We start from the raw sequence: 23,090 nt of genomic DNA on the forward strand, positions 1-23,090 counted from the left end.
TGGATATGCGTACAGTCATTCTTATGCGGCATGCTCAGGCCGGTAATGGCTACCCGGATCACGCCCGGCCGCTTACTCTGCGCGGCCGGGTGCAGGCGCGCGAGCAGGGCCAGAAACTCGCGGCTGACCTGGGAACTCTTGACGCCGTGCTGGTGTCGAATGCGCGGCGAACCCGCGAAACCCTCGAGGAGCTGCTCGCCGCCGGTTTGCGGGCGAATGAGGTTCGCGTCGACCCTGATTTGTACGATATTTCGGTGGGGGAGCTGGTGGCGAAGCTGGAAGAGCTGAACGCTACGCAGCCGGAGGCGGATCGCGTGATGCTGCTGGGCCATGAGCCGACGATTTCGGCGACCGCCGCTCGCCTGGCAAGCTCCGAGTCATTTCCAGGGGAGGTTTTCGTAAGCTTTTCGACGGCGTCGTACGCTATCGGGAAAGTGAGCGAGGAGCCAATTGCCGCGGGCAAAGTGCACTTCGAGCGCATTGAGCGCGCCAGCGCGCACTAGTTAATCAACGAGGGGAATGCCGTTCGCGTCCTCGGTTATCCCCGTGCGGTTGAATATCCCCACGGCTTCGATCAAGCCCCAAATCAGACCCAGCGGGAACGCAAACATCGAGACCAGGAGCATGATCAGGCCCTGATTTGTGTAACCGAGGTAGAAGCGATGTGCGCCAAAGGCGCCTAAAACAACCGCGAGCGTCCCGGCTACCGAACGGCTTTTGGGCTGCGTGGGGTCCGGCCCGGCGCCTGGCTCAGCATAAGTAGCGCTCGGCTCGTCATAAGCGTCGCTCGGCTCGGCATAAGCCCTACGCTCAGCCGAGCCAAAACGATAGGGATAAAAATTTTCGCGGCGGTTCTGAGAGTAACCCGGATAGTAATACGCGGTTTCCGGCCGAACCTCGAAAGCCGGATCTTCGCGTGGCGCGGCAGGCTCCTCTTCCTCCGCGGAGCGCTGCTCGAACGCGCTATGGCTGGGCGGGACGTCGAAAGGCCCCCACGCCGAGCTCTTACGCCAAGCGAGATTGGTTTCTTCGCCCCAGGCGTTTCCACTCGACGCCATCGTTCCCCCTCAGCCTCAATGCCCAAGACTGTTTGCAGTAAAAATCAAAGCTCGCCCCGCGCGCCGCGGCGAGAAATCCTGTAAATCCGATTCTAAATCATGGTGCAACAAAGGAGGCGGGAAGGAAAAATTCCTTCCCGCCTCCCGCGGCTCATGCCTCACGCGGCTCAGCCGGAAACCTAGCGTCGAACAATTGCGTTCTTCGGAACCACGGTGACTCCGCCCTCGGAGACGTAGAATCCGCGCTCGCGATCGTATTCGTGGTTGACGCCAAGCTGGGCGCCCTCCTCGATCTGCACGTTCTTATCCACAATCGCCTTAATGACGGTGGCATTACGGCCCACGTTCACATTGTCGAAAAGAATAGACTCGCGCACCGAAGACCACGAATTTACGCGCACCCGCGGCGAGATCACCGAACCAACAACCTCACCACCGGAAATAATGGTAGCGGGCGAAACCAGCGAGTCGAGGGCATGGCCCAGGCGTTCGTGGTGTCCGTAGACGAACTTGGCCGGGGGAAGGCCCGTGTAACCGGTGTAGATCGGCCAATCTTCGTTGTACAGATTGAATTCCGGCACCACGCTAATGAGGTCGAGGTTCGCTGCGTAGTAGGCGTCAATCGTACCGACGTCGCGCCAGTAGTCCTTGTCCCGTTCTTCGCCCTCGCCCGGAATACGGTTGTAGGTGAAGTCGTACACGCCGCAGTCTCCGCTCTCCACGAACTTCGGGACGATCGAACCGCCCATATCGTGAGCGGAGTTCGGATCTTCCGCGTCGGCGCGTAGCGCCTCAACCAGATCCTTGGTGGTGAATACGTAGTTACCCATCGAAGCCAAGAACTGATCCGGAGCATCCTGAAGCCCCAAACCGGTGGTGTCCTGCGGCTTTTCCAGGAACTGGTTCACGCGAGTGGGATCGTCGTCGCGTGCGTCAATAACGCCGAAGGAAGGCGCAAGCGAAAGCGGCTGGCGGATGCCCGAAACGGTCAGGCCCACGCCGGTGTCGATGTGCTGCTGGACCATCTCGGAGAAGTCCATGCGGTAAATATTGTCCGCGCCGGTAACCAGCACGTAGTCCGGACGTTCGTCGTCGATCACGTTCATTGACTGGTAGATCGCGTCCGCGGATCCCTCAAACCAGCTGGCACCGCGCCGCTGCTGAGCGGGAACGGGTGAGACGTAGTTGCCGAGGAGGTTCGACATACGCCACGTCCGCGAGATGTGGCGGTCGAGTGAATCTGACTTGTATTGGGTGAGTACCACGATGTGGAGATAGCCCGAATTCACAATATTGGAAAGGGCGAAATCGATGAGACGATAGATCCCACCGAACGGCACCGCGGGCTTTGCGCGGTCTTTCGTGAGCGGCATGAGACGCTTACCCTCGCCCCCCGCAAGGACGATGGCTAAAACGCGTGGGGTTTTCGACATAGTTACACTCTAGCGTATTTAGTGAGTTACGCCACTACGGATTTTTATTAGGAAACCAGGATAAATTACATTCTGGTGGATCGCCCGTGAAGTTAGGGGAACTAAGGTGGAAACGGGTAGGCTTAGGAATTAGATCTGTGTCACAGCAAAATCAAATAAAAGGATGGGAGCCATGCGCGTTGACCTACTGACCCGAGAGTATCCGCCCCACGTTTACGGTGGCGCGGGCGTACACGTGGAGGAGCTTTCAAAGGTACTTGCTCCGCTTGCGGACGTTCACGTCCGTTCGTTTGATGGTCCGCGAAGCGGTGCCGAGATGGAGAAGGTGCCCGCCGGCGTCACGCTCACTGGTTACGACTACCTTCCCGAGCTCGACGGCGCAAATAGTGCCCTACGCACTCTTGGCGTCGACTTGCCCATGGCCAAGGATGTAGAGGGCGCGGACTTGGTGCATTCGCATACCTGGTACGCGAATATGGCGGGCCATATCGCCTCGGTGCTCTACGGAATTCCGCACGTGATCTCGGCTCATTCGCTCGAGCCTTTGCGCCCCTGGAAGCGCGAGCAGCTTGGCGGTGGCTACGAACTGAGTTCGTGGATGGAAAAAACTGCATACGAGGCGGCGGCCGGGGTTATCGCGGTCTCCCGGGCGATGCGCGAAGATATTCTGCGTTGCTATCCGGCGATTGACCCGGAAAAGGTGCGGGTGATTCACAACGGCATCGATCTTGAAGCGTGGAAGGCGCCGCAGAGCGAGGCCGACTGGGAGGAGGCACGCAAGTACTTCCGCACCTACGGGCTGGATCCCGATCAGCCCACGATTATTTTCGTGGGGCGCATTACTCGGCAAAAGGGCGTTCCGGGCCTGCTGCGAGCGCTACGCCAGGTGGATAAGAGCGTGCAGGTAATTCTTTGCGCGGGAGCTCCGGACACTCAGGAGATTGCGGAAGAAACTCGCCAGTTGGTGCAGGAGTTGCAGGCTGAGCGCGAGGGCGTGGTGTGGATTGAGGAAATGCTTCCGCATGAGCGCATTGTGCAGCTTGAGTCGTGTTCGACGACGTTCGTCACTCCGTCCATTTATGAGCCGCTCGGCATCGTGAACCTGGAGGCGATGGGATGCGGTTTGCCGGTAGTCGGCACCGAGACCGGCGGAATTCCCGATTGCATTGTGCACGGTGAAACCGGCTTGCTGGTGCCGATTGAACAGAAGGATGACGGCACCGGAACGCCGATTCATCCGGAGAGGTTCGAGGCGGATCTGGCCGCGGCTCTCAATGAGGTTGCGCTTGATCCCAAGCGCGCTAAGGAGATGGGAGATGCCGGCCGGCGCCGGGTAGAAGAGCAGTTCTCCTGGGAGTCGATTGCCAAGAAGACGATGGCTTTCTACGAGGAATTGGTCTAAGAATTAGATACTCGCGGCGGGGCCGGTGGCGTGGGCTACCGGCCCCGCCGCCGTCCGGGCAAGAAAGTGGGTTTCAGCTATTGCGCTTCCCGCGTGGGCGCACGAACCGGCGCAAGTGAGCGGGTATCCTTAGCTCATGGGTGATGTGATCTCTATTTCGGGTGCGCGCGTTCGGCGCGGAAAAACTGAAATTTTGCGGGGCGTCGATTGGGATGTCAATAGTAATGAACGGTGGGTCGTTTTCGGGCCGAACGGGGCGGGGAAAACCACCTTGATTCAAATTGCTGCGGCGCGGATGTTTCCAACTGCCGGCAAAGTAGAGATCGTTGGCGAACGCCTGGGAAAGATCGACGTGCGCGAGTTACGCTCAGTGGTCGGAGTGACCTCCGCGGCGGTCGATGAGCGAATCCCTGAAGGGGAAACCGTTTTTGAGGCGGTGCGTACCGCGGCCTTTGGCAATACCGCGGGCTTCCGCGAAAAGTACGACGAGCAAGATGACGGGCGGGCGCGCCTGTTGCTACGGCAGTTGGGGATTTCTCAGATTGCCGACCGTCCGGTGGTCCACATTTCTTCGGGGGAGCGCAAGCGCCTGGGACTAGCGCGCGCACTCATGCCTAATCCGGAACTTCTTATTTTGGATGAGCCTACAGCGGGCCTGGATTTGGCCGGCCGCGAGCAGCTGGTGGCAACCCTGGCGTGGCTGGCGAAAAAGCCGTCGTCGCCGGTGCTGGTAGTGGTGACCCATCATATGGAAGATATTCCCGAGGGCTTCACGCACGCGCTACTCATGAAAAACGGCCAGGTGTACGCGGCCGGTCCGATCGAAGAGACGATGACGTCAGAAAAGTTGAGTGGGCTGTTTGATTATCCGCTTTCGGTACAAAAGGTGGCGGGCCGATACGTGGCTTTTCGCGCTTCCAAGTAGAAAAACAAAGAGGCCAAAGACGACGAACCGGGCAAGGACCCGACCTTAAAGTAAACAGAATGTAACTTGGTGATGGCGGTGAGGTAAACGCAGTAAAGAGCTACCAAAGCGTGTCGGAACTAGGAGATAATGTGAATAGCGAACCCTCGAGACGATCCGTACTAGAGATTATTTCGAGTCGGTGAGCGGAAAGGAAAAACATGGGTTGGCAGATCTGGGTAATAGCGGCACTTGTGCTCGCCATTCTTGAGCTGTTCATGCTGGACTTCACGTTCCTCATGCTGGGATTGGCGGCTTTGGCAACCGCGGCTATCGCGGCCTTCCTCCCGGCTGAACTTGCGATACAAATTGGCGGCTTCGGCGTCTTCGTCATTCTTCTCTTGGTGCTGGTACGCCCTTGGGCGCAGCGCCATATGAATCCGAAGGGTCGGGCAGTTGGAAACGTAGCGGCCAATATTGGACGTACCGCGAAAGCATTGACGGAGATCTCGCCCGAGGGTGGTCGAGTCAAAATCGGTGGAGATGAATGGACGGGCCGCACCGATGGCGGGGCGATTCCGGCCGGGAGCAACGTCGTCGTCGTCGCGATTGATGGTGCCACCGCCGTCGTCCAACCGCTGGCAGATTCGCAACCCCGAAACTACCCGCCATCCTCGCAACAAACCCACTAAAGCAGATAGGTAAAGGGAACACGTTATGGACGTCAATATTCCGCTCATAGTCCTCGGGCTGATAGTTCTGCTCGTGGTCATTGTTGTCTGGCGCTCGGTGCTGATTGTGCAGCAGGGGTATCAGGTTGTGGTGGAGCGGCTCGGAAGCTTCAATCGCATTCTTGAGCCGGGGCTTCGCTTCCTCATCCCGTTCTTCGACGGGGTCCGCCAACGGATCGATATGCGTGAGCAGGTCGTGCCCTTTCCGCCCCAGCCTGTGATTACTTCCGACAACATTAACGTGTCAATTGACACCGTTATTTACTACCAGGTGACCAATGCCTACGCGGCGACCTACGAAATTGCCGACCCGATGACGGCTATTGAGCAGCTCGCGGTTACCACGCTTCGTAACATTATCGGCACCATGGACATGGAGCAGGCGCTGACCGGTCGCGATCGGATCAATGACCAATTGCGTAGCGTGCTGGACGAGGCGACCGGTCGCTGGGGAATTCGCGTATCGCGCGTGGAGCTGAAGGCAATTGATCCGCCGCGCACCGTGCAGGGCGCCATGGAGCAGCAGATGAAGGCCGAGCGCGATCGCCGTGCGGCGATTTTGACCGCAGAGGGCGTCAAGCAGTCGCAGATTCTCACCGCTGAAGGTGAGAAGCAGGCCGCGATTCTGACCGCTGAAGGTCAGGCGCAGTCCACCATCCTCAAGGCGCAGGGTGAATCGCGAGCTATTTTGCAGGTGTTCGACGCGATCCATAAGGGAAATGCCGATCCGAAACTGCTGAGCTACCAGTACATCAAGACCCTGCCGGAGATCGCCAACTCGAGCTCGTCGAAGCTGTGGGTGATCCCGACCGAACTGACGGCTGCGCTCGATTCGGTGGCCAAGGGCTTTGGCAGCGGAAACAAGCCCAACGGTCCGTTCGAGGACGATTCGCCCACGGGTGCCGATTTCGATTCGGCTTCGGAAGTGGCCGAAAGCCTGGCAAACACCTCGCTTGAGGATGTGGATGCGGCGCTCGCTTCCGCGCGTGGTGATGCGGCGCAGGCCTCGGGCGAGGCAGCTCAGGCGGGCGAATTGGGCGGGCGTCGCCACGCGGCCCAGCAGCCGAGCGACAGCGGCTCGGCGCCGGTCCCGCGTCCGAACGATGGCCGCCGCCCCGAAACTGAAGGTGGCGCCCAGTAGCCCGGCGGCCAACAGCCTGGCACTCAGCCTGGCGGCCAGCAGTACGGCGGCCAGTCGCCCTACTACCCGGGACGCGATCAAAACTAAACCTGGCGTGATCAGCTGTGATCATGCCGCGAATTTCACCCCGTGCGTTGCTCATCGAGTGGCGCGCGGGGTGGCATGGTTAATGCGTGATAATTCAGCTCAACGAAACCTCGGATCCCCGGCTCGATGATTATTTGCGTTTAACGGACGTGAATTTGCGGAAGAAGCTGGAGACGGATCGCGGCCTTTATATGGCCGAGTCCACCAAGGTTATTTCCCGCGCCGTGGAAGCGGGCCACTCGCCGCGCTCTTTCCTCACTTCCGAGAAATGGCTTCCCGGATTGGAGCCGTGGGTTGAAAAGGCTACGGGGGCAAAGGATGGCGCTGAGGTACCCGTTTATGTGGCACCCGAGGCTGTGCTGGAAGACATTACGGGATTCAAGGTACATCGCGGCGCGTTGGCGGCGATGAATAGGCCCGAGCTCATGGATGTGGAGGAGCTTTTGCGCACCGCTCGCGGCGGGAAGCCGGCCCGCCGCGTAGTCATTCTCGAGGCGCTCGTTGACCACACCAACGTGGGTGCAATTTTCCGCTCCTGCGCCGCGCTCGGAGTAGACGCGGTGCTGGTCACCGATGATTCCGCTGATCCGCTCTATCGCCGGGCCGTGCGAGTTTCCATGGGAACCGTATTCCAGGTGCCGTGGACTCGGATTCACGATTGGCCGCATTCCATTACTCGTCTGCGTGAGGCCGGCTACATTACCGCGGCCCTGGCGCTTCGCGAAGAATCGATTGCTTTGGATGAGTTTGCGGCGCTGCCGCAGATAGCGGCGGAGGATTCGCGGGTTGCCTTTATTTTGGGCACGGAGGGAGACGGCCTGAAAAGGCGAACCATCGCGAATGCGGATTACTCGGTGGTCATTCCCATGGCCGGGCACGTGGACTCGCTGAATGTGGCCGCGGCGAGCGCCGTCGCCTGCTGGGAACTTCGTATTCGCAACTAGGCAGGCGCCGCGGTTTAGCTGGGTTTACCCAGCTGATAACTGGGTATACCCAGCCGAAATTGAGAGTGTGAGCGACCATTCCTCAATTGACTATCAGCTAGCGAAGCAAATAGCTAAGACCGTGAGTACCCGGCGAGCCGAGCTAGGTTTGAGCCAGTATGAGCTCGCTCGGCGAGCCGAGCTGGATCGCACTACCGTCCAGGCGATTGAGGTGGGGAAAACTGATTTGAAGAACAATCGGAATGCCAATCCGAAGATTCTCACCCTGCTTCACTTGGCTGAAGCGCTGGAGATGTCCATTGACGATCTGCTCGAAGGCGTCGAAGAGACCTTCGCCGGGCGTGAAGACCGCCGCGCTCCCGGAATGTATTAGATCTGCCGCCCGCGTGCGGACTCCCGCGTGCCGATACGAGGCTACCGCCGCTAGTTGATGGAGGATGGATCTTCGGCGTCGGCCGAACCGGCGAAGCCTAGTTGGCGCCACGCCTCGTAGACGGCGATAGAAGCGGAGTTGGCGAGGTTGAGCGAGCGCAGATGTGGCATCATGGGGATTCGCACGAGTTTGGTAATGGCCGGATCCTGCATCACCTCTTCGGGTAAACCGGTGGGTTCGGGCCCGAAAAGGAGATAGTCATCCGCCTGATAGGAGACGTCCGCGAAATTATTCGTGGTATGCCCCGTGAACGCGAAAATGCGGCCGCCGCGGGCGTGGTTTGCGAAATCAGCGAAGTTTTCGTGGATTACTAGGTCTGCTAGATCGTGATAGTCCAGGCCCGCGCGCTTGAGGTGAGCGTCGGAAAAATCGAATCCGAGGGGCTTAATCAAATGCAGGATCGCGCCCGTGCAGGCGGCGAGGCGAATGGCTGCACCCGTGTTACCTGGAATCCGGGGCTCAAAGAAAACAATGTTCAACACGCATCCAGGGTAGTGGCTTCGGCAGAAGCGGGGTTTAGCGGCGCGGCAAAGTACGACGCACTTCACTTGATCCGCGAACCCCTAGCGAGCGTAGCGCGCGGGCGTCCCTAGCGACCGCTAGCGCCGTTGGCATACGCGCGCAGGGCCTCAATTGTCTCCTCGGGAACCGAACCTGAACCGCGTAGCACCGTGGCCATATTTCCAAAAGACTGCGGAAGCACGAGGTCGGCAACCCGCCCGCGCACATCCATGGTGATCTCATCCTCGCGTCCGGCGGCTATTGCTTGCACAAAGTCCGGGTAGCAAAGGGCGGCCGATGCCAGTGCGACCAGATCCGCGTGAGTTGCGGCGTCGGCAGCCTTTTCGGCGCTCGTGATATCGCCGGCCACCGCTACTAGGGTGCGCCCGGCGCAAAGGGAGGAAAAGGCATCCGTGATGATTTCCCCGCGGTGGCTGCCGATCTTCGCCTGCGAGGCGTACCCACGCGGACCCCACTGGGAAAGATGAATGTAATCAACCCCTTGGTCCGCGATGCGTTCAGCCAACTGTAGCGATTCATCCACCCCGTAACCCACGGTATCGCCGTGAATTTCCTCGGGGGAGAGGCGATATCCAATAATGAAATCGGGCTTGAGCTCCCGCGCGGTCCGCTTGACGCACTCGAGGACGGCAAGCGGGAAGTTCATGCGCGCTTCAACGGAACCTCCCCAGTGATCGTCGCGGCGATTCGAGGACGCGGAGAAGAATTGTTGCAGAAGGTAATGGTTGGCGCCGTGGATTTCTACGCCGTCGAAACCCGCCTCAATGGCGCGCCGAGTGGCCTCGCCGAAGTCCGCGATAACTTCCCTCACGTGGCGATCCGTCATGCCGGTGACGGGGTAGGGGAGAAAATCTGGGGCGTCATCGGAGGGGCCGTAGGCGATGGAATACGCGCGCTGGGCGGATTTTGCCTCGCGTCCGGCGTGGAAAATCTGCAAGATTGCGCGCGCACCGGCGGATTTTGCCGCTCGAGCGAGGCGCGCCAGTCCGGGGATTTGGGTATCAGAGTCGACGCCGAGTCCGTAGCGAAATGCGTGCCCGGAGCGCGCCACATGGGCTGCGCCGGTGATGAGGAGGGACGCGGTTTGTGCGCGCCGCTCAAAATAAGTGACATCGACGTCGGTAACGTCGCCATCCTCGGTAGAGCCGTTGACCACCATGGGCGACATGACGAAGCGGTTGGGGAGAGTAACCGAATCGTTGAGGTGAACCGGGGCGAAGAGCTTTTCGTATGCGGGTTTCATAGCGTTCCTCTGTGGTGGGTATATGTGGAGGCGACGACGCCGTCTCTATCACGCATGGTAATCCGCGCAAGTAAAAGTGGGGGAGGGGTGGCGGGCGCAGGGCGTGGATGTGAAAAACATGTCGGAGCAAGAACCTAGGCTTAAATTCGAACAGACGTTCGATTACTCTTTGGTCTGGGAGGTGTGGCAATGGCAGAGAATCTAGCGCTAGCTAAAGGCGACATTTCGGCGGAATTGCAAGGATTGTGGGCATCGGCGTCACTTTCAAACAAATCGCAAAAGCTGCGGTTAGTGCGCGAAATTCTTACGCGTGCCGAAGAAAACGTCGGGGTGCGCAATGCTGCGGTGCGCCCCGGCGCTGTACGCGAGGAGAGGAAAGAATCAGAAGCGAGCACCGCGGTCGATTCGCTTTTTCGGCAGGGGTTGCGCCCGGGTATGACGGTCGGCGTTTTCGGTTCACGCTTGGCCTCTCTCCTTCTTGCCGCAACGCTCAGTGAGCGCGGGGCGTGGTGTATATACCTAGGCTCGTCGGATACGGGGTGGGGTGCGGCGGCAAGGCTAGGGCTAGAGCTGGAGCGAACAGTCGTTATTCCGCGTATTGAGGCGGCTTTAAGCGGCAGGATCGCGAGCTTGGCGGTGGACGGCTTCGACGTCGTCGTATGCGGAAAAGAGCTGCGTTTGGATCGCCGAGCGAAAAAAGCCCTTTCACGCCGGGCGCTCGATCGCGGCGCGGTCGTGATTGGAGAAGGGTGGGATACGCGCGAAACGGTGAGCGCGTATTTCGTTTCCGCCTTCGGCACTGCGGAGGGAAGCGGGCATATCGGCGATATTTACATTGATCTGGAATCCTCCGCGCGGCGCAATATGCGGGTCTGCTTGGATGCGCGCGGATGGCACGTTATTGAGCGGCTTCGGGCGGTCGGATCATGAGGCAAGGAGCTTTGTGGATACCTCAGTGGCCAGTTACCGCGGCACAAATGGCCGGTTTGGTTTCGGCTTCAGAACCGGCGGCGATTGCGGACGGCAGGGATATTACCTCGCTTAATTCCTGGGCGAGTGAAGAAGGCGTGAAAGTGGGAATGCGGAAACGCGAGGCGCAGAAAATCCTGCCGAACTTGAGGATCCTTCCCGCTGATGCGCAAAGAGATACACGTTTTTTCGAATCGGTACTTCTTGCCGTAGACAAGCACATTGCGCGCGTGGCGGTACGCGAGCCGGGATCCGTTATTTTCCCTGCCCGCGGAGCATCTCGTGAGGCGGGGGGAGAGGCAGAACTCGCCGAGCTTCTTATTGGCGAAATTACCGATGTGGCCGGGTGCGAGGCGCGGGTCGGATTTGCGGATGGAACCCTCCCGACGCTCCTCGCCGCGCGGAGAGATGACGTTGTTCCGGACGGTTGCAGCGTGGCGTATGTGGCGGGTGAACCGGTCGAGGTTTTCCTGCTTGCCGCACTCGGTGAACAACGTATACTTTTCCGTCGCTATATCGATCTCCTCAAGCGGCTAGGGATTCGCACAGTTGCGGAAGTGGCCCAGCTTGGGCTCGAAGCACTTACTACCCGATGCGGAGAAATTGGACGTTTGCTGTGGTTGCTCAGCTCCGGGGAAGACCTGGCGGTGGCCGTTAGTGCTCGAGCCGTGCCCGGGGTTTTGCTTTCGCGGGCTTTCGAGCCGCCGCTCGCGGATACTAGCCAAGCCGCTTTTGCGGCGCGGGAGATGTCTGCACAATTGGAAAGCGAGCTATTTGCGCGCGGAGTGGCCGGTGGCCAGTTACGAATTACGGCCCGCGTTGCGGAGCGGGGAGACCTCACCCGGGAATGGTCCCTGGAATATATGACCAGCCGAGAAGTCGTGGATCGGGTGCGTTGGCAACTGGCTGCCTGGATGAGCACGGGGGAAAATACCGGTCTCATTACCCGGCTGGAACTTGAAGTCTCGGATCTGTCTTCTGCCGGGGCGCGCCCCGAACCGCTGTGGGGAGGGCGTAGTGCAGACAAAGAGCGCGCGGTTCGGGCGGCGCAACGAATTCAATCGCTACTCGGGGAAAACGCTGTTTACGTTCCTTCGTGGCAGGGCGGCCGACGCCCGGAAGACATGGTGCGGGTGAGCCCACTGGGGCAAACGCAGAAAAAATCCCGGGCGGAGATGCCCTGGCCCGGCAAGATTCCTGATCCGCAACCAATAACGGTTTTTGATCCCCCGCGGGCCGCACGGCTTGCCTGCGGGTGCGGAGGGAAGTTGGGAGTATCCAGCGCGGGAAGTTTCAGTTGCACCAGCAACTGCGGCGATCCGCAGCCGGAGAAAATCGCGGTATCTTCCTCGCCGCTCCCGTGCGCGGGAGCGAAGGCCGGCGCGCTAATTGAGAAGTACGCGGGTCCGTGGATTATGGAAGAGCGTTGGTGGGAGGCGCCGCAAAGAACGCGTCGGGCGTATGTGCAGGTGGTCAGCGATTCGGCGGCACTGCTTGTTTATGTTGAAGGAGGTGAATGGCACGTGTCCGGTGCCTATGCCTAATGTTTATTTCCTATGCGGAGCTTCACGCCCATTCTGCTTTTAGTTTTCTCGACGGCGGATCACTTCCGCAAGACATGGTCGATCGAGCGGCCCACCTAGATCTAGAAGCGCTTGCTCTTACCGATCATGAGGGTTTTCCCGGCGTCGTGCAGCTTTCGGAAGCAGCACGCGAAGTTGGGCTTCCCGTGGTGATAGGTACGGAATTGTCTATCGGAGCTACCGAGCCACGTACTGGTTGCGCGGATCCGGATGGAACTCACCTCGTACTTTTGGCTCGCAACGCCGATGGGTACAAGTTCCTCTCGCACGCCGTCGGTTCTGCCATGCTGGCGGCGGGAAAAAAGGGTCACGCTCAATATGAGTGGGAAAACTTGGCTACGAAAAGCGGGGATGTACTGGCACTAAGCGGCTGCCGAAAGGGGGCGGTGCGAAGAGCGCTCGAGGCACAGCCGGGAAGCTGGGGCGTGGACGCGGCGGTGCGGGAGGCGGAAAAGTTACGTGATGCCTTCGGCGAAAATGCGGCGATTGAGCTTACATCAACCGGTTCCCCGCTCGATTCGGAAAGATGTGATGCGCTTATTGCGGTGGCCAAACGAGCGAAGGTAGAAGCGCTTGTTACCGGCAACGCCCACTACGCCCGCCCAGCGGATCGACCGGTCGCAGATGTACTGGCGGCCACCCGCGCCGGCGTGAGCCTGGACGATCTTGATCCCTATTTGCCGGCTAGCGGTTCGCATCTGCGTTCGGGGGAGCAAATGCTGGCTCTGCACCCGGGGCGGCGTCGCTATATCGAGGCGGCAGCCGAGAATGGTAAACAGTGTTCATTTGATTTCAGTCTCATTGCGCCGTCGCTTCCGCCATTTCCGGTGCCTAGCGGATATACCGAAGAAACGTGGCTTTCCGCCCTCGTGCAAAAATCCGCTACGCAGCGTTACGGGACTCGTTCACAGGCTCCCGAAGCGTGGAAAGTCCTCGATCGTGAAATGGAGATTATTACCCAGCTGGGATTTCCTGGCTATTTTCTTATCATTCACGAAATCGTGGATTTTTGTGCCCAACGCGGGATCTGGTGCCAGGGGCGCGGGTCAGCGGCGAACTCTGCCGTCTGCTATGCCCTGGGGATTACCGCCGTCGACGCCGTGCGCCACAAAATGCTTTTTGAGCGTTTCCTTTCTCCGGGAAGATCCGGACCTCCGGATATCGATCTCGATATTGAGTCTGGGCGGCGCGAAGAAGTTATCCAGCATGTCTACGAGCAATACGGACGCCGTAATGCGGCGCAGGTAGCAAACGTTATTTCGTATCGCCCCCGCTCCGCGATTCGCGACGCGGCAAAAGCTCTTGGATATTCGCAGGGGCAAGCCGATGGTTGGGCTAAATCAGTGGAGCATCGCGTACCCAGCGCGGGTGCGGCAAGTCCGGCCGACTCCTATCATGCGCGCTGGGACACGCATGCGGTTCCGGCCGATGTATCTGCCCTAGCGCAAAGGATGCAAAAACTTCCGCGTCATCTGGGCATTCATTCTTCGGGAATGGTGCTGTGTGATCGTCCGGTAATCGATGTGTGCCCGGTGGGGTGGGCAACAACGCCCGGACGGACGGTTCTGCAGTGGGATAAAGACGACTGTGCGGCCGCGGGCCTGGTGAAATTCGATCTGCTCGGGCTCGGCATGCTTACAGCATTGCGGCTGGGATTTACGTCCATAAACGATCGCGGGGTGCACGCGCCCAACGGAAAACCATTGGCTTTGCATAATCTTCCGCAAGAAGATCCGCGCGTCTATCGCCTTTTGCAGGCCGCGGATACGATCGGTGTTTTCCAGGTGGAGTCGCGCGCGCAAATGGCAACATTGCCGCGCCTGCGGCCCGAGTGCTTTTACGACATCGTTATTGAAGTTGCGCTCATTAGGCCCGGACCAATTCAGGGCGGATCGGTGAATCCGTATATTCGCCGTCGTCGCGGCGAGGAACCGGTTACCTATACCCACGAGTTGCTCAAACCGGCACTGGAGAAAACCCTGGGAGTTCCCCTTTTCCAAGAGCAACTCATGCAAATAGCAATTGATGCGGCGGGATTTTCGGCCGCGGATGCGGATCAGTTGCGCAAAGCAATGGGTTCTAAGCGTTCCTTGGAGAAGATGGAAAGACTGCGCGGAAAACTCATGCTGGGCATGAAAGAGAGGGGAATAGGTGCTCCGCAACGCGAGGCCATCTATGACAAGCTTCGGGCATTTGCTCAGTTCGGTTTCCCTGAATCGCACTCTTTCTCTTTTGCCTATCTTGTTTATGCTTCCGCCTGGTTGAAGGTTCATTACCCGGAGGATTTTTACGCGGGAATTCTCGCCGCGCAGCCAATGGGTTTCTATTCGCCGCAGACGCTTGTTGCCGATGCTCGCGCGCATGGAGTACGGGTACTTCGCCCGGATGTTACGCGTTCGGAAGTGAAAGCTACGGTGCTGGATGTAGAAACCTATCCAGTAGGGGAAAGCGAAGGATCTGCGCCGGCGAATGCGGGAGCGGGAAGCGGCTCCTTGCATTCGCTGGTCGATGCGAGCCCGCGGCGATATGTGCAATTAGGACTGGAATCTATTCGCGGTATAGGCGGGGCCGGGGAGCGGATTGTGCGCGCGCGAAAGGATGGAGGGTTTGCGGACGCGGCAGATATGGCCCGCAAAGCCAGACTTTCGGAAAAAGATCTTGAGGCGCTCGCGGCGGCGGGAGCGCTACGAAATCTGGGGATGAAAAGACGAGAGGGGATGTGGTTGGCGCACGCGCTAGAGAATGCTGATAAGAGCTACGGCGAGTGGTACCAACCCGCGTTGCCGGGAACCGAGGCGCTGGGAAAAACTCCCGCGTTTGCGCCGATGGACGCGGTAGAGAACACCATCGCTGACATTAGCGTGACGGGTATATCGACGGAGCATTACCCCACCGAATTCCTGCGGGAACAGCTGGACATAAGGGGAGTCTTGCCCATCGCAAAGGTGGGTGCGGTGGAAGAAAAAACGCGGGTGCGAGTGGCGGGTGTGGTGACGCATCGGCAACGGCCGGGAACTGCCAAGGGGATAACCTTTTTATCTTTGCAAGACGAAACGGGACTGCTCAATGTTCTGGTCTCGCCGGCTCTGTGGGAGCGCCATAAGAAAACCGCGCGAAGAGCGCAGGGGCTTATTGTGCGCGGGATGGTGGAAAAAGATGCGGGAGCGATTGTCTTTATTGCCGACGGTATGGAGGAGCTACCGCTCGCGGTCAGCCTCCCCTCGCGAGATTTTCGCTAGCGCGGCCGGTGGCTGGCGCGGCTAGGCGTAGCTACCGCTAACGCGGCAGGTGGCTGGCACGGAGAAGCTCAGCTTGGTATTCGCCAGGCGCGAGACCGGCGGGTAACTCGAAGCTTGAAACAGACAGTAAATGTAATGGCCGCTAAACTGGCCGTTGCAACGTTCGCTAAAGAAAGGCGCCCCATGGGTAAGATCCGTCTCATACGTCAGGTGTTCAAGCTCGCGAAGCGTCTGGGCCCGGCGGCGCTTATTGTTGCCACGAAATACGGTCCGAAGTTGCAGGAGCTGATAAAGAGCAATCCCACTGCGGTCAATAAGATCACCGACCGCCTTCACCAGGTGGTGCAGTCGAAAGAACAGAACTCCAACTCGCCCAAGGGACTGGCAGAACGCACGCGGGTTCTCAAGGAACAGGTCACCTATCTGTACGCTTCTGCCAATACCGCGGAAGTGGCTAAACAGGCTTCCGAGTGGCGGGCGAAGCTCGACTCGATCGATCGCTCGATCCCCGTGCTGGCCGCCATGAGCCGCTCAAAGCGCGGGCCTGAGCGCAAGGCGCTGTCCAAGCGCCTCGATGCGTTGTCTGAAGAAATTATGGCGGCGAGCCTTGCTGACGATATCGAAGATGCCGAATTCGAAGAAGAATGGAAAAACCGCGCGGAGTAAGAACCCCGCGCGGAGTAGCGCCTAGTTTCTTAGAGCTACCAGAGCTCGTCGAGCCCACGAGCCGCTAGAGCTCGTAGGGCTCGGAGCCGTTACAGCCCGAGCACCTTCTTCAGATCGGGATTGAAGAAGTTTGGCCCCTTCAAAACCTTGCCGTCCTCGCGATAAATCGGCTTCCCATCCTCACCGAGCTTGGAAAGATTCGAGGCCTGTACCTCGGCGAGCACGTCTGCCATAGGAATACCCATTTCCAGGGCCATACCGTAGATAACATAGGTGAGATCCGCGAGCGCATCCGCTGTTTCGACCGTGTCACGAGAGTGATCGTCGAGATCTCGCACTCTCGCGAATGCCGCGGCGATTTCCTTCCCGGCCGATTCCCCGTAAACGGCGGTGGTGAGCTCGGTAAATTCCTCACCAATTAAGCCCATGCGCATATGGACGCGATCGCGATCGACGTTCGGTCCGTCCTCGACCACGGGAAGCCCGTAAACCTCATGGAACTGGCGCACAAGTTGCTCGGGCTGGCGCGAATCGCCAAAGGCGGGATGGCGGGGATCGGGCCCAAACCACGCGTGCTGTGGTTCGCGTGGTTCGGTGGCGGCGAGTGAGGCGCGCAAAGCATCGAACGTCTCTCCCCGCGTAGAAATCGCACCGCGCTGGATGCCTTCAAAAGTAAATCCGCAGTGCCAGGCCACCTTAGCGGAAGCCCAGTTAGGTTCGCCGTCGGTCACCTTGCATTCCCAGCGCAGGAGGCGAAGGTTCATTTGCTCGAACGCAAAAGTCGTCACGGCGTCGAGCGCTTCGTGCATAACCCCTTGCCCGCGCATCTCGGGTTCTACCCAGAAGCCGACGACGGCGACGTCCTCGCCTCGCATACGCAGGTCAATGCAACCATTTACCTCACTGTTAGGCGATTCGCGCACGAACCACACCGGATTGCCGTCGTTCCACGATCCCGGAGCGGCGGCGATGAAATCGCGCGCGTCCTCTTGGCTGTACGGGGAGGGCACTTGCGTCCACTTTTGGATTTCTGGATCGCTACAGATCCAGGCGATGCGATCGGCGTCGCTAATGCGGGGAGAAGTGAGGATAAAACGCTGTGTTTCGAGATCAACTGGCTGCATAATTGCGAGTATAGGAGATGGCCGGAAACCCGCGAATGGCCGCCGACGTAAGCGTTCTCACACGCGCACTTGGCGGCAGAGTTGGAAAACGCCGGTGAACTCGTGCTAAATTTTTCTCTGTTGCTCACGGGTTCCTCGTGAAGTCACCTGCGCGGGTGGCGGAATAGGCAGACGCGCTAGCTTGAGGTGCTAGTCCTCGTATTAGAGGGTGGGGGTTCAAGTCCCCCTCCGCGCACAGAAGAAAAATGGCGTAGTTTCGAGAGGAACTACGCCATTTTGCCTATGAGGAAACTACGCAACTTTGCGAATTAGGGCGGCTCCAATCGCAAGCAAAGAGCGCAGGCAAGAATCGCAAGCAAACCACTTCGATGCCGGAAGTAATCACGAAACTAGTCAACACATCCCGCGCGCGGCCGGCGTAAAAGGTACGGATGTACTAGAATAGTGCTCGGTAAGGGTTACGCAAAGGAGCTAGACCATGACTCAAGATCCGAGTGCATCGGAAAGTCTGGAGACGGTAGGGAGCGCTGACAGTCAGATCACCACCGAACCGGGGGCCGATTTCAGTTCGTATTCACCGCAAGAATTACGAGAGAGAGTTAGTGAACTTGCGGATCACGCTGGGCAACTGACGAGGAAAAACACCAGGCTGGCCTCCGCGTTGCGAGGGGCACGTCAGGAGCTCGCCGCTTTGCATGATGAAATTAAGCGGCTGAGTGCACCACCGTTGACCTTTGGAATCTATCTGCGCACGGTTGATCCGCTGCAACGCTTGGTTGATATCACCACCATGGGCCGCCGCATGCGGGTGCTCGTCTCGGATCAGGTGCCTGTGGGAGGCCTCGAGGAGGGAACCACCGTTGTTCTCGATGAACGCCTTAACGTCATAGCAACGAGCGACGCGGCCGAGGAGGGCGAAGTCGTCGTCGTGGAAGAACGGGTAGACGAATCACACGTCTTGGCCACGGTGCGCGGGGAAGACCTGAGAGTTTTCAAACTGATGGCGGAGCTTGAGCGGGAAAGAATCCGCCAAGGGGATTACCTCCTCGTCGATGCCCGTAACGGTGTTGCGATCCGGAGAATCGTGCGGGCCGAAATCGAGGATCTTTTGCTTGAAGAGGCACCAAATACCTCCTGGGAGATGGTTGGTGGCCTGAACGAGGCAATCGAACAGGTTCGCGACGCCGTCGAACTACCCTTCGTCCATCCCGAGCTCTATGAAGAGCACCATTTGCGACCTCCCAAGGGCGTGCTTCTTTACGGACCGCCCGGATGTGGGAAGACCCTCATCGCCAAGGCGGTGGCAACCTCGCTGTCACAGACTTCGGGAACGCAGGCCTGCTTCTTCAATATCAAAGGTCCGCAGCTACTCGATAAATACGTTGGAGAAACCGAGCGACGTATCCGGGTGATTTTCGCTCGTGCCCGGGACAAAGCGGCGCTAGGCCTACCGGTCGTTATTTTCTTCGATGAGATGGAATCGCTGTTCCGCACTCGCGGGTCAGGCGTTTCTTCCGATGCGGAAACCACCGCCGTACCGCAGTTGCTTTCTGAGATCGACGGCGTTGAAGAGCTCAAAAATGTGGTGATTATCGGCGCCTCCAACCGCGAGGATATGCTCGATCCGGCGATCTTGCGAGCCGGCCGCCTGGACGTGAAAATCCGTATAGGACGGCCAGATCGCGAAGGCGCAGCAGACATATTGGCTCGCTACCTCACGCGGGAAATTCCCATCCACGCCAGTGAGGTGGAGCGCGCCGGTAGCCTCGACGAGGCGGTGGAGGAGTTGCGGCAAACGGTTCTCGATGGAATTTTTGCCCGCACCGAGGAAACCGAATTGTTTGATGTTCGCCGACGGTCCGGTGCCACCGAGAAATGGTATTTGGGAGAGCTCGTTTCGGGGGCGATGATCGCAAACATTGTCGATCGCGCAAAAACATACGCGATCAAGGAATTCCTGATCTCCGGCGAGCGCGGTCTGACCACCGACTTGCTACGCCGTGCGGTGGCGCGTGAAGTCGAAGAAAACGCGGATCTTCCTGGCGCCATGAATCCGGAGGAATGGGGCCGAGTGGTGGGTCGCGGTTTCGGCGGTGATCCCGTGGTTTCGGTACTTCCTTCGACGCGTCCGGAGACGCAGCCAGAGGCAGGTGACCGCGGATGATTAGCGCGCGGCGCATTATGGGGATCGAAACCGAATACGCTGCCATCGATCGCGCGAATCCGGGCTGTGATCCAGAAAAGCTCGCCACCGATCTTCTCTACGCCTACGCGGAAGAAGCCGCACGTTTAGGTCTCCCGACGACGACGCACGTCCCCGCTCCGGTTGGGCGTGAACTCCTACCGGGAGCCGGGTGCCGATTCGATTACTCAGGCGAACTTCCCGAGGCTGATGCGAGGGGATTCCTTGAAGAGAATTTGCCGGAGGAAGCGCGGACCAATGAAGAGCTGGGAGCGGTTCTAACCGGTTCATCGACCCGGTGGGTACAGAGGCTCTCGAAGTTTTCAGCCCATTTCTATCGTGGGTCCGCAACCCACGCCGTGAATGGAGGCCGTCTTTATACCGACCATAGTCATCCCGAATACGCCTCGCCTGAAACCACAAATCCGTGCGATTGCGCAACCTGGGATCGCGCTGGCGATCTCATCCTGTTGCGAGCCGCCCGCGCGCTCAATAGCAAGGGTCCGAACCATAACGTTGTTATTTTCAAGAACAATGTGGATGGAAAAGGGCAGGCATGGGGCGCACACGAGAGCTACGAATTACGGCGAGACGTTGACTGGCAACTCGTCACGGATGCCCTCATTCCCTTTCTCACCACCCGCCAAATTTATTGCGGCTCGGGCCGAGTAGGCATCGGCACCCGGAGCGAAGAGGCGGGGTTCCAGATGTTCCAGCGGGCCGATTTCGTGGAACGAGAGGTATCGCTTTTCACCACCCGCGAGCGGCCGATCGTCAATACCCGCGACGAGCCGCACGCGGATCCGCAGGTGCGGCGTCGTCTGCATATTATTACCGCGGATTCCCTCATTAGCGGGATCGCCTCGATGTTGCGCCTGGGGACCCTCGCTTGCCTGCTGAGTCTGCTCGAAAACTATCCCGATGAGGTAGCCGAACTCTCCGAAGAGCTCCGACTCGAGAACCCGGTGGAGGCCATTCGAGTAATTTCGAGAGATTTGGATCTGAAGGCAAAGTTACCGCTACGCTCGGGCGAAGCGGCGACGGCGTTGGAAATTCAGCGGCGATTCCTCGATCTGGCACGCGAGCACGCGCAAGGAACGGACGCGGAGACCGAAGAAATTCTTCAGCTCTGGGAAGAGGCTTTGGACGCGCTTAGCACGGGCACCGCGCAGGCGGTCAGTTATGTTGAGTGGTGCGCGAAATATGAAATTCTCAATCGTATGCGGCAGAAGTTCAGATGCGGATGGGATGATCCGCGCATTCGCGCCGCCGATTTGCAGTTTGCATCGATAGATCCGGCGTCGTCACTTGGGCTAGCGCTGGAACGCTCGGGAACTTTGAGAAAAGTCCTCGACTCCGCGGCGATCACGAAAGCCGAGTTCAACGCACCGAACGATACTCGAGCCGGAGGGCGCGCGGCATTATTGGAGAAATACCAGGACCTTATTTGGGGTGCGTCTTGGACGTCGGTGGTGGCCGATATTGGGCGAGAATCATATTTGCGGGTGAGCCTCTTGGATCCCTATCACCCCACGCGCGCGGAAGTTGAAGCGGCCATCAAGGGGAGCGGATCCGTGGTCGAAACTTTGCAAAACCTGGGGATAGAAATCCCCGAGGATTCGAAGAAACTTAGCTGGTACGAAGGTGTGTACGAGCAAGAAGAACGCGATAAGCAAGGAAAGAAGGACGAATAATGGCAAAGCGAATTCAACGCGAAACCCAGCACAGCGAAGATGCTGAACCGATTGAGCCGCCCGAACCGGCACCGGCCAGCCCGGCTGCGCAAGGGATCGATCAGGTACTTGCGGATATTGATGACATCCTGGAAGTAAATGCGACGGAATTCGTGCAGGGATTCCGCCAGAAGGGCGGCGAATAATGCCATTGCCGGCCACGGCCGCGGCGAAAAGCGAAGCGGGCCGGCTCCATCGGGTAGTCGGCATCGAAACAGAATACGGTGTTGTTTCTGTGAAGACGGGACCGTCGAAGTTCCCGCCTCTTGATGTGCGCGACGCCGTTGACGAGGTCTTCCGTCCAACCCCGGAATCTAGGATCAGCACACATAATTTCATGCGAAACGGCGGGCGACGCTACGTAGATATAGGCGCGCACCCAGAAATTGCGGGGCCGGAGTGTCTAACCTTGCGTGACCTTATGGCGCAGGATCGAGCCGGAGACTTGCTTCTGGAGCGCATGGTTGACGCGGCGAACGAGCGCCTCGAGGAGGCGGAGGCCGGGAGCCGTATACACCTCATTAAGTCCAATGCCGATTCCTATGGCAATACCTTTGGATGCCACGAAAATTACCAGGTGCGCCGTGATCACGATCTTCATTTGGGCGGATTTGTAAGCTTCCTGGCGGCGCGGCAGATTCTAACTGGCGCCGGCGCGCTCGCGGCTGATGCGCGCGAAAGCCATGCTCACGAAGGCGATGCTCATGAAAGCGATAATTCGCTGGCGGCCTCCTTTGGCGACTATGCGGAGCGGCCTCTGGGGGCTATGGTCTATTCGGCGCGGGCGTGGTTCATTAAGGCGGCGTATTCGGCTGATCCAACTCATGAACGGTCCTTTATCAATACCCGCGACGAGCCCCATGCAGACAAAAATAGGTGGCGCCGCCTTCACGTCCTCGCCGGTGATTCGGCAGTTTCGAGCGCGAATACCGCGCTCAAGGCATATCTGGGTGATGCGGTGCTGACACTTATTGATGACGGTGTTTGGGACGTGAGCGAGTTCGAACTGGAGGATCCGACGCGCAGCCTGCACGAGTGGAACTACAACCCGAACAGCCCGCAACCTCTGCGCGCTCGGGGTAAGTCCCTCACTTGCCCGCAGTTCCTGGCCGAAGTACTCGAGGTGATTTCGCGCTACTTGCCCGCCGAGGCGGGTTTACAAGAACGGTGCTTCGATTTGGCAGAACGCGGGGTGGCTGCCCTCGAGTCGGGAAATTACGACTCCGTGGCCACCGAGTTGGATTGGGCAATCAAATATCGGGTGCTCGAGCGAATTTCGGAGGCGCATGGCTGGACTTCCGCGCGCGTGCGGCGCGCCGAACTGGCGTATCACGACATCAGCGCCCGCACGGGCCTGGGGGAGCGGCTACGGCGGGCCGGCCTTATCGCCACCTGGATCGACCCGCAGCTTTGTGAAATTGCCACGACCACTCCGCCGGAGAACACCAGAGCCTGGGTGCGGGGCAAGTTTGTGACCGCGAGCGAGGAGACTCGGCGGCGCTGTTCTGTGGGCTGGGCGCACGTGCGCCTGGATGATCCGCCGTCGTCAGAAATCGGTTTGCCCGATCCCACAATCAACGAAAGTGCCGAGGTCGACGGCGTTATCGCCAAGATGAGAGAGCTGGGACCTGCCGAATTACGACTCTGGTAGAGACGTAGCCTTAGCTGGCCCGGAAAAGGGGTACTCGCCGCGGTA

20 protein-coding genes and 1 tRNA gene are annotated in these 23,090 nt (G+C 59.1%); 16 read left to right on the forward strand and 5 right to left on the reverse strand.

The annotated features are described in order from the left end of the window. The first annotated feature begins 5 nt into the window (after window positions 1-5). Window positions 6-503, forward strand: coding sequence for a SixA phosphatase family protein (locus tag BN2664_RS02085; protein ID WP_007001878.1), 498 nt, complete (start codon window positions 6-8; stop codon window positions 501-503). On the opposite strand, the gene BN2664_RS02090 is transcribed toward BN2664_RS02085, so the two are convergent. Both BN2664_RS02090 and glgC read right to left on the reverse strand, forming a co-directional pair. Continuing rightward, window positions 504-1,058 carry a TM2 domain-containing protein gene (locus BN2664_RS02090; RefSeq protein WP_007001877.1) on the reverse strand — a complete coding sequence of 185 codons (555 nt, stop codon included), beginning with the start codon at window positions 1,056-1,058 and terminating at the stop codon, window positions 504-506. A 179-nt stretch (window positions 1,059-1,237) separates the two neighbouring features. Next, entirely contained in the window at window positions 1,238-2,491 is a 1,254-nt protein-coding gene (gene glgC, locus BN2664_RS02095; RefSeq protein ID WP_007001876.1) for a glucose-1-phosphate adenylyltransferase, read from the reverse strand. Between the two features lie 172 nt (window positions 2,492-2,663). On the opposite strand from glgC, the gene glgA reads away from it, so the two are divergent. The 6 genes from glgA to BN2664_RS02125 all read left to right on the forward strand — a co-directional run bounded on the left by glgA (window position 2,664) and on the right by BN2664_RS02125 (window position 8,073). Next, complete coding sequence (glgA, locus tag BN2664_RS02100; protein WP_007001875.1) at window positions 2,664-3,893, forward strand: glycogen synthase; 1,230 nt, start codon at window positions 2,664-2,666, stop codon at window positions 3,891-3,893. Window positions 3,894-4,029: 136 nt separating this feature from the next. After that, the gene (locus tag BN2664_RS02105) at window positions 4,030-4,818 is read left to right on the forward strand and encodes an ABC transporter ATP-binding protein (RefSeq protein ID WP_007001874.1); all 789 of its coding nucleotides are present in this window, start codon (window positions 4,030-4,032) and stop codon (window positions 4,816-4,818) included. A gap of 200 nt (window positions 4,819-5,018) precedes the next feature. Further along, on the forward strand, window positions 5,019-5,489 hold the full coding sequence (locus BN2664_RS02110; protein ID WP_007001873.1) for an NfeD family protein: 471 nt from the start codon (window positions 5,019-5,021) through the stop codon (window positions 5,487-5,489). A 25-nt stretch (window positions 5,490-5,514) separates the two neighbouring features. After that, the gene (locus tag BN2664_RS02115) at window positions 5,515-6,669 is read left to right on the forward strand and encodes an SPFH domain-containing protein (protein WP_007001872.1); all 1,155 of its coding nucleotides are present in this window, start codon (window positions 5,515-5,517) and stop codon (window positions 6,667-6,669) included. A 173-nt stretch (window positions 6,670-6,842) separates the two neighbouring features. Then, window positions 6,843-7,700 (forward strand): TrmH family RNA methyltransferase, encoded by an 858-nt coding sequence (locus BN2664_RS02120; RefSeq protein ID WP_007001871.1) that lies wholly within the window; start codon window positions 6,843-6,845, stop codon window positions 7,698-7,700. Window positions 7,701-7,767: 67 nt separating this feature from the next. Further along, a complete protein-coding gene (locus tag BN2664_RS02125) occupies window positions 7,768-8,073 on the forward strand; it encodes a helix-turn-helix domain-containing protein (RefSeq protein ID WP_040317383.1) in 306 nt (101 codons plus the stop codon). 50 nt (window positions 8,074-8,123) lie between these two features. Here the strand turns inward: BN2664_RS02125 and BN2664_RS02130 are convergent, their stop codons facing one another. Continuing rightward, entirely contained in the window at window positions 8,124-8,615 is a 492-nt protein-coding gene (locus BN2664_RS02130; RefSeq protein ID WP_007001869.1) for a tRNA (cytidine(34)-2'-O)-methyltransferase, read from the reverse strand. A 107-nt stretch (window positions 8,616-8,722) separates the two neighbouring features. After that, the gene (locus BN2664_RS02135) at window positions 8,723-9,898 is read right to left on the reverse strand and encodes an oxidoreductase (RefSeq protein ID WP_007001868.1); all 1,176 of its coding nucleotides are present in this window, start codon (window positions 9,896-9,898) and stop codon (window positions 8,723-8,725) included. 189 nt (window positions 9,899-10,087) lie between these two features. Between BN2664_RS02135 and BN2664_RS02140 the strand changes: the two genes are divergently transcribed. The 4 genes from BN2664_RS02140 to BN2664_RS02155 all read left to right on the forward strand — a co-directional run bounded on the left by BN2664_RS02140 (window position 10,088) and on the right by BN2664_RS02155 (window position 16,355). Continuing rightward, window positions 10,088-10,828, forward strand: a complete 741-nt coding sequence (locus BN2664_RS02140) for a hypothetical protein (RefSeq protein ID WP_007001867.1) — start codon at window positions 10,088-10,090, stop codon at window positions 10,826-10,828. Continuing rightward, the gene (locus BN2664_RS02145; protein ID WP_082628262.1) at window positions 10,825-12,411 is read left to right on the forward strand and encodes a DNA polymerase Y family protein; all 1,587 of its coding nucleotides are present in this window, start codon (window positions 10,825-10,827) and stop codon (window positions 12,409-12,411) included. The genes BN2664_RS02140 and BN2664_RS02145 overlap by 4 nt, the downstream gene beginning before the upstream one ends. Beyond that, on the forward strand, window positions 12,384-15,689 hold the full coding sequence (locus tag BN2664_RS02150; protein WP_007001865.1) for an error-prone DNA polymerase: 3,306 nt from the start codon (window positions 12,384-12,386) through the stop codon (window positions 15,687-15,689). The genes BN2664_RS02145 and BN2664_RS02150 overlap by 28 nt, the downstream gene beginning before the upstream one ends. A 183-nt stretch (window positions 15,690-15,872) precedes the next feature. Further along, window positions 15,873-16,355: a hypothetical protein gene (locus tag BN2664_RS02155; RefSeq protein WP_155856655.1), complete on the forward strand. Its 483-nt coding sequence runs from the start codon at window positions 15,873-15,875 to the stop codon at window positions 16,353-16,355. Between the two features lie 89 nt (window positions 16,356-16,444). On the opposite strand, the gene BN2664_RS02160 is transcribed toward BN2664_RS02155, so the two are convergent. Then, window positions 16,445-17,479 carry a GNAT family N-acetyltransferase gene (locus tag BN2664_RS02160; protein WP_058120605.1) on the reverse strand — a complete coding sequence of 345 codons (1,035 nt, stop codon included), beginning with the start codon at window positions 17,477-17,479 and terminating at the stop codon, window positions 16,445-16,447. A gap of 149 nt (window positions 17,480-17,628) precedes the next feature. Between BN2664_RS02160 and BN2664_RS02165 the strand changes: the two genes are divergently transcribed. The 5 genes from BN2664_RS02165 (at window position 17,629) to BN2664_RS02185 (ending at window position 23,045) form a co-directional block, all read left to right on the forward strand. Further along, window positions 17,629-17,714, forward strand: a tRNA-Leu gene (locus tag BN2664_RS02165). A 243-nt stretch (window positions 17,715-17,957) separates the two neighbouring features. Further along, entirely contained in the window at window positions 17,958-19,643 is a 1,686-nt protein-coding gene (arc, locus tag BN2664_RS02170) for a proteasome ATPase (RefSeq protein ID WP_007001862.1), read from the forward strand. After that, a complete protein-coding gene (locus BN2664_RS02175; protein ID WP_007001861.1) occupies window positions 19,640-21,355 on the forward strand; it encodes a proteasome accessory factor PafA2 family protein in 1,716 nt (571 codons plus the stop codon). Before arc ends, BN2664_RS02175 begins: the two co-directional genes overlap by 4 nt. Continuing rightward, window positions 21,355-21,540 (forward strand): ubiquitin-like protein Pup, encoded by a 186-nt coding sequence (locus BN2664_RS02180; RefSeq protein WP_007001860.1) that lies wholly within the window; start codon window positions 21,355-21,357, stop codon window positions 21,538-21,540. Before BN2664_RS02175 ends, BN2664_RS02180 begins: the two co-directional genes overlap by 1 nt. Beyond that, on the forward strand, window positions 21,540-23,045 hold the full coding sequence (locus BN2664_RS02185; protein WP_007001859.1) for a proteasome accessory factor PafA2 family protein: 1,506 nt from the start codon (window positions 21,540-21,542) through the stop codon (window positions 23,043-23,045). The genes BN2664_RS02180 and BN2664_RS02185 overlap by 1 nt, the downstream gene beginning before the upstream one ends. Window positions 23,046-23,090: the final 45 nt, after the last annotated feature.

It is taken from the genome of Actinobaculum massiliense (assembly GCF_001457435.1).
In the GTDB taxonomy this organism is placed as follows: Bacteria; Actinomycetota; Actinomycetes; order Actinomycetales; family Actinomycetaceae; genus Actinobaculum; species Actinobaculum massiliense.

Bases quoted from the DNA above. Each gene is read 5' to 3' on its own strand.
- BN2664_RS02085 (WP_007001878.1), top strand. From the start codon at position 6: ATGCGTACAGTCATTCTTATGCGGCATGCTCAGGCCGGTAATGGCTAC.
- BN2664_RS02090 (WP_007001877.1), bottom strand. From the start codon at position 1,058: ATGGCGTCGAGTGGAAACGCCTGGGGCGAAGAAACCAATCTCGCTTGG.
- glgC (WP_007001876.1), bottom strand. From the start codon at position 2,491: ATGTCGAAAACCCCACGCGTTTTAGCCATCGTCCTTGCGGGGGGCGAG.
- glgA (WP_007001875.1), top strand. From the start codon at position 2,664: ATGCGCGTTGACCTACTGACCCGAGAGTATCCGCCCCACGTTTACGGT.
- BN2664_RS02105 (WP_007001874.1), top strand. From the start codon at position 4,030: ATGGGTGATGTGATCTCTATTTCGGGTGCGCGCGTTCGGCGCGGAAAA.
- BN2664_RS02110 (WP_007001873.1), top strand. From the start codon at position 5,019: ATGGGTTGGCAGATCTGGGTAATAGCGGCACTTGTGCTCGCCATTCTT.
- BN2664_RS02115 (WP_007001872.1), top strand. From the start codon at position 5,515: ATGGACGTCAATATTCCGCTCATAGTCCTCGGGCTGATAGTTCTGCTC.
- BN2664_RS02135 (WP_007001868.1), bottom strand. From the start codon at position 9,898: ATGAAACCCGCATACGAAAAGCTCTTCGCCCCGGTTCACCTCAACGAT.
- BN2664_RS02140 (WP_007001867.1), top strand. From the start codon at position 10,088: ATGGCAGAGAATCTAGCGCTAGCTAAAGGCGACATTTCGGCGGAATTG.
- BN2664_RS02145 (WP_082628262.1), top strand. From the start codon at position 10,825: ATGAGGCAAGGAGCTTTGTGGATACCTCAGTGGCCAGTTACCGCGGCA.
- BN2664_RS02150 (WP_007001865.1), top strand. From the start codon at position 12,384: ATGGCACGTGTCCGGTGCCTATGCCTAATGTTTATTTCCTATGCGGAG.
- BN2664_RS02155 (WP_155856655.1), top strand. From the start codon at position 15,873: ATGGGTAAGATCCGTCTCATACGTCAGGTGTTCAAGCTCGCGAAGCGT.
- BN2664_RS02160 (WP_058120605.1), bottom strand. From the start codon at position 17,479: ATGCAGCCAGTTGATCTCGAAACACAGCGTTTTATCCTCACTTCTCCC.
- arc (WP_007001862.1), top strand. From the start codon at position 17,958: ATGACTCAAGATCCGAGTGCATCGGAAAGTCTGGAGACGGTAGGGAGC.
- BN2664_RS02175 (WP_007001861.1), top strand. From the start codon at position 19,640: ATGATTAGCGCGCGGCGCATTATGGGGATCGAAACCGAATACGCTGCC.
- BN2664_RS02180 (WP_007001860.1), top strand. From the start codon at position 21,355: ATGGCAAAGCGAATTCAACGCGAAACCCAGCACAGCGAAGATGCTGAA.
- BN2664_RS02185 (WP_007001859.1), top strand. From the start codon at position 21,540: ATGCCATTGCCGGCCACGGCCGCGGCGAAAAGCGAAGCGGGCCGGCTC.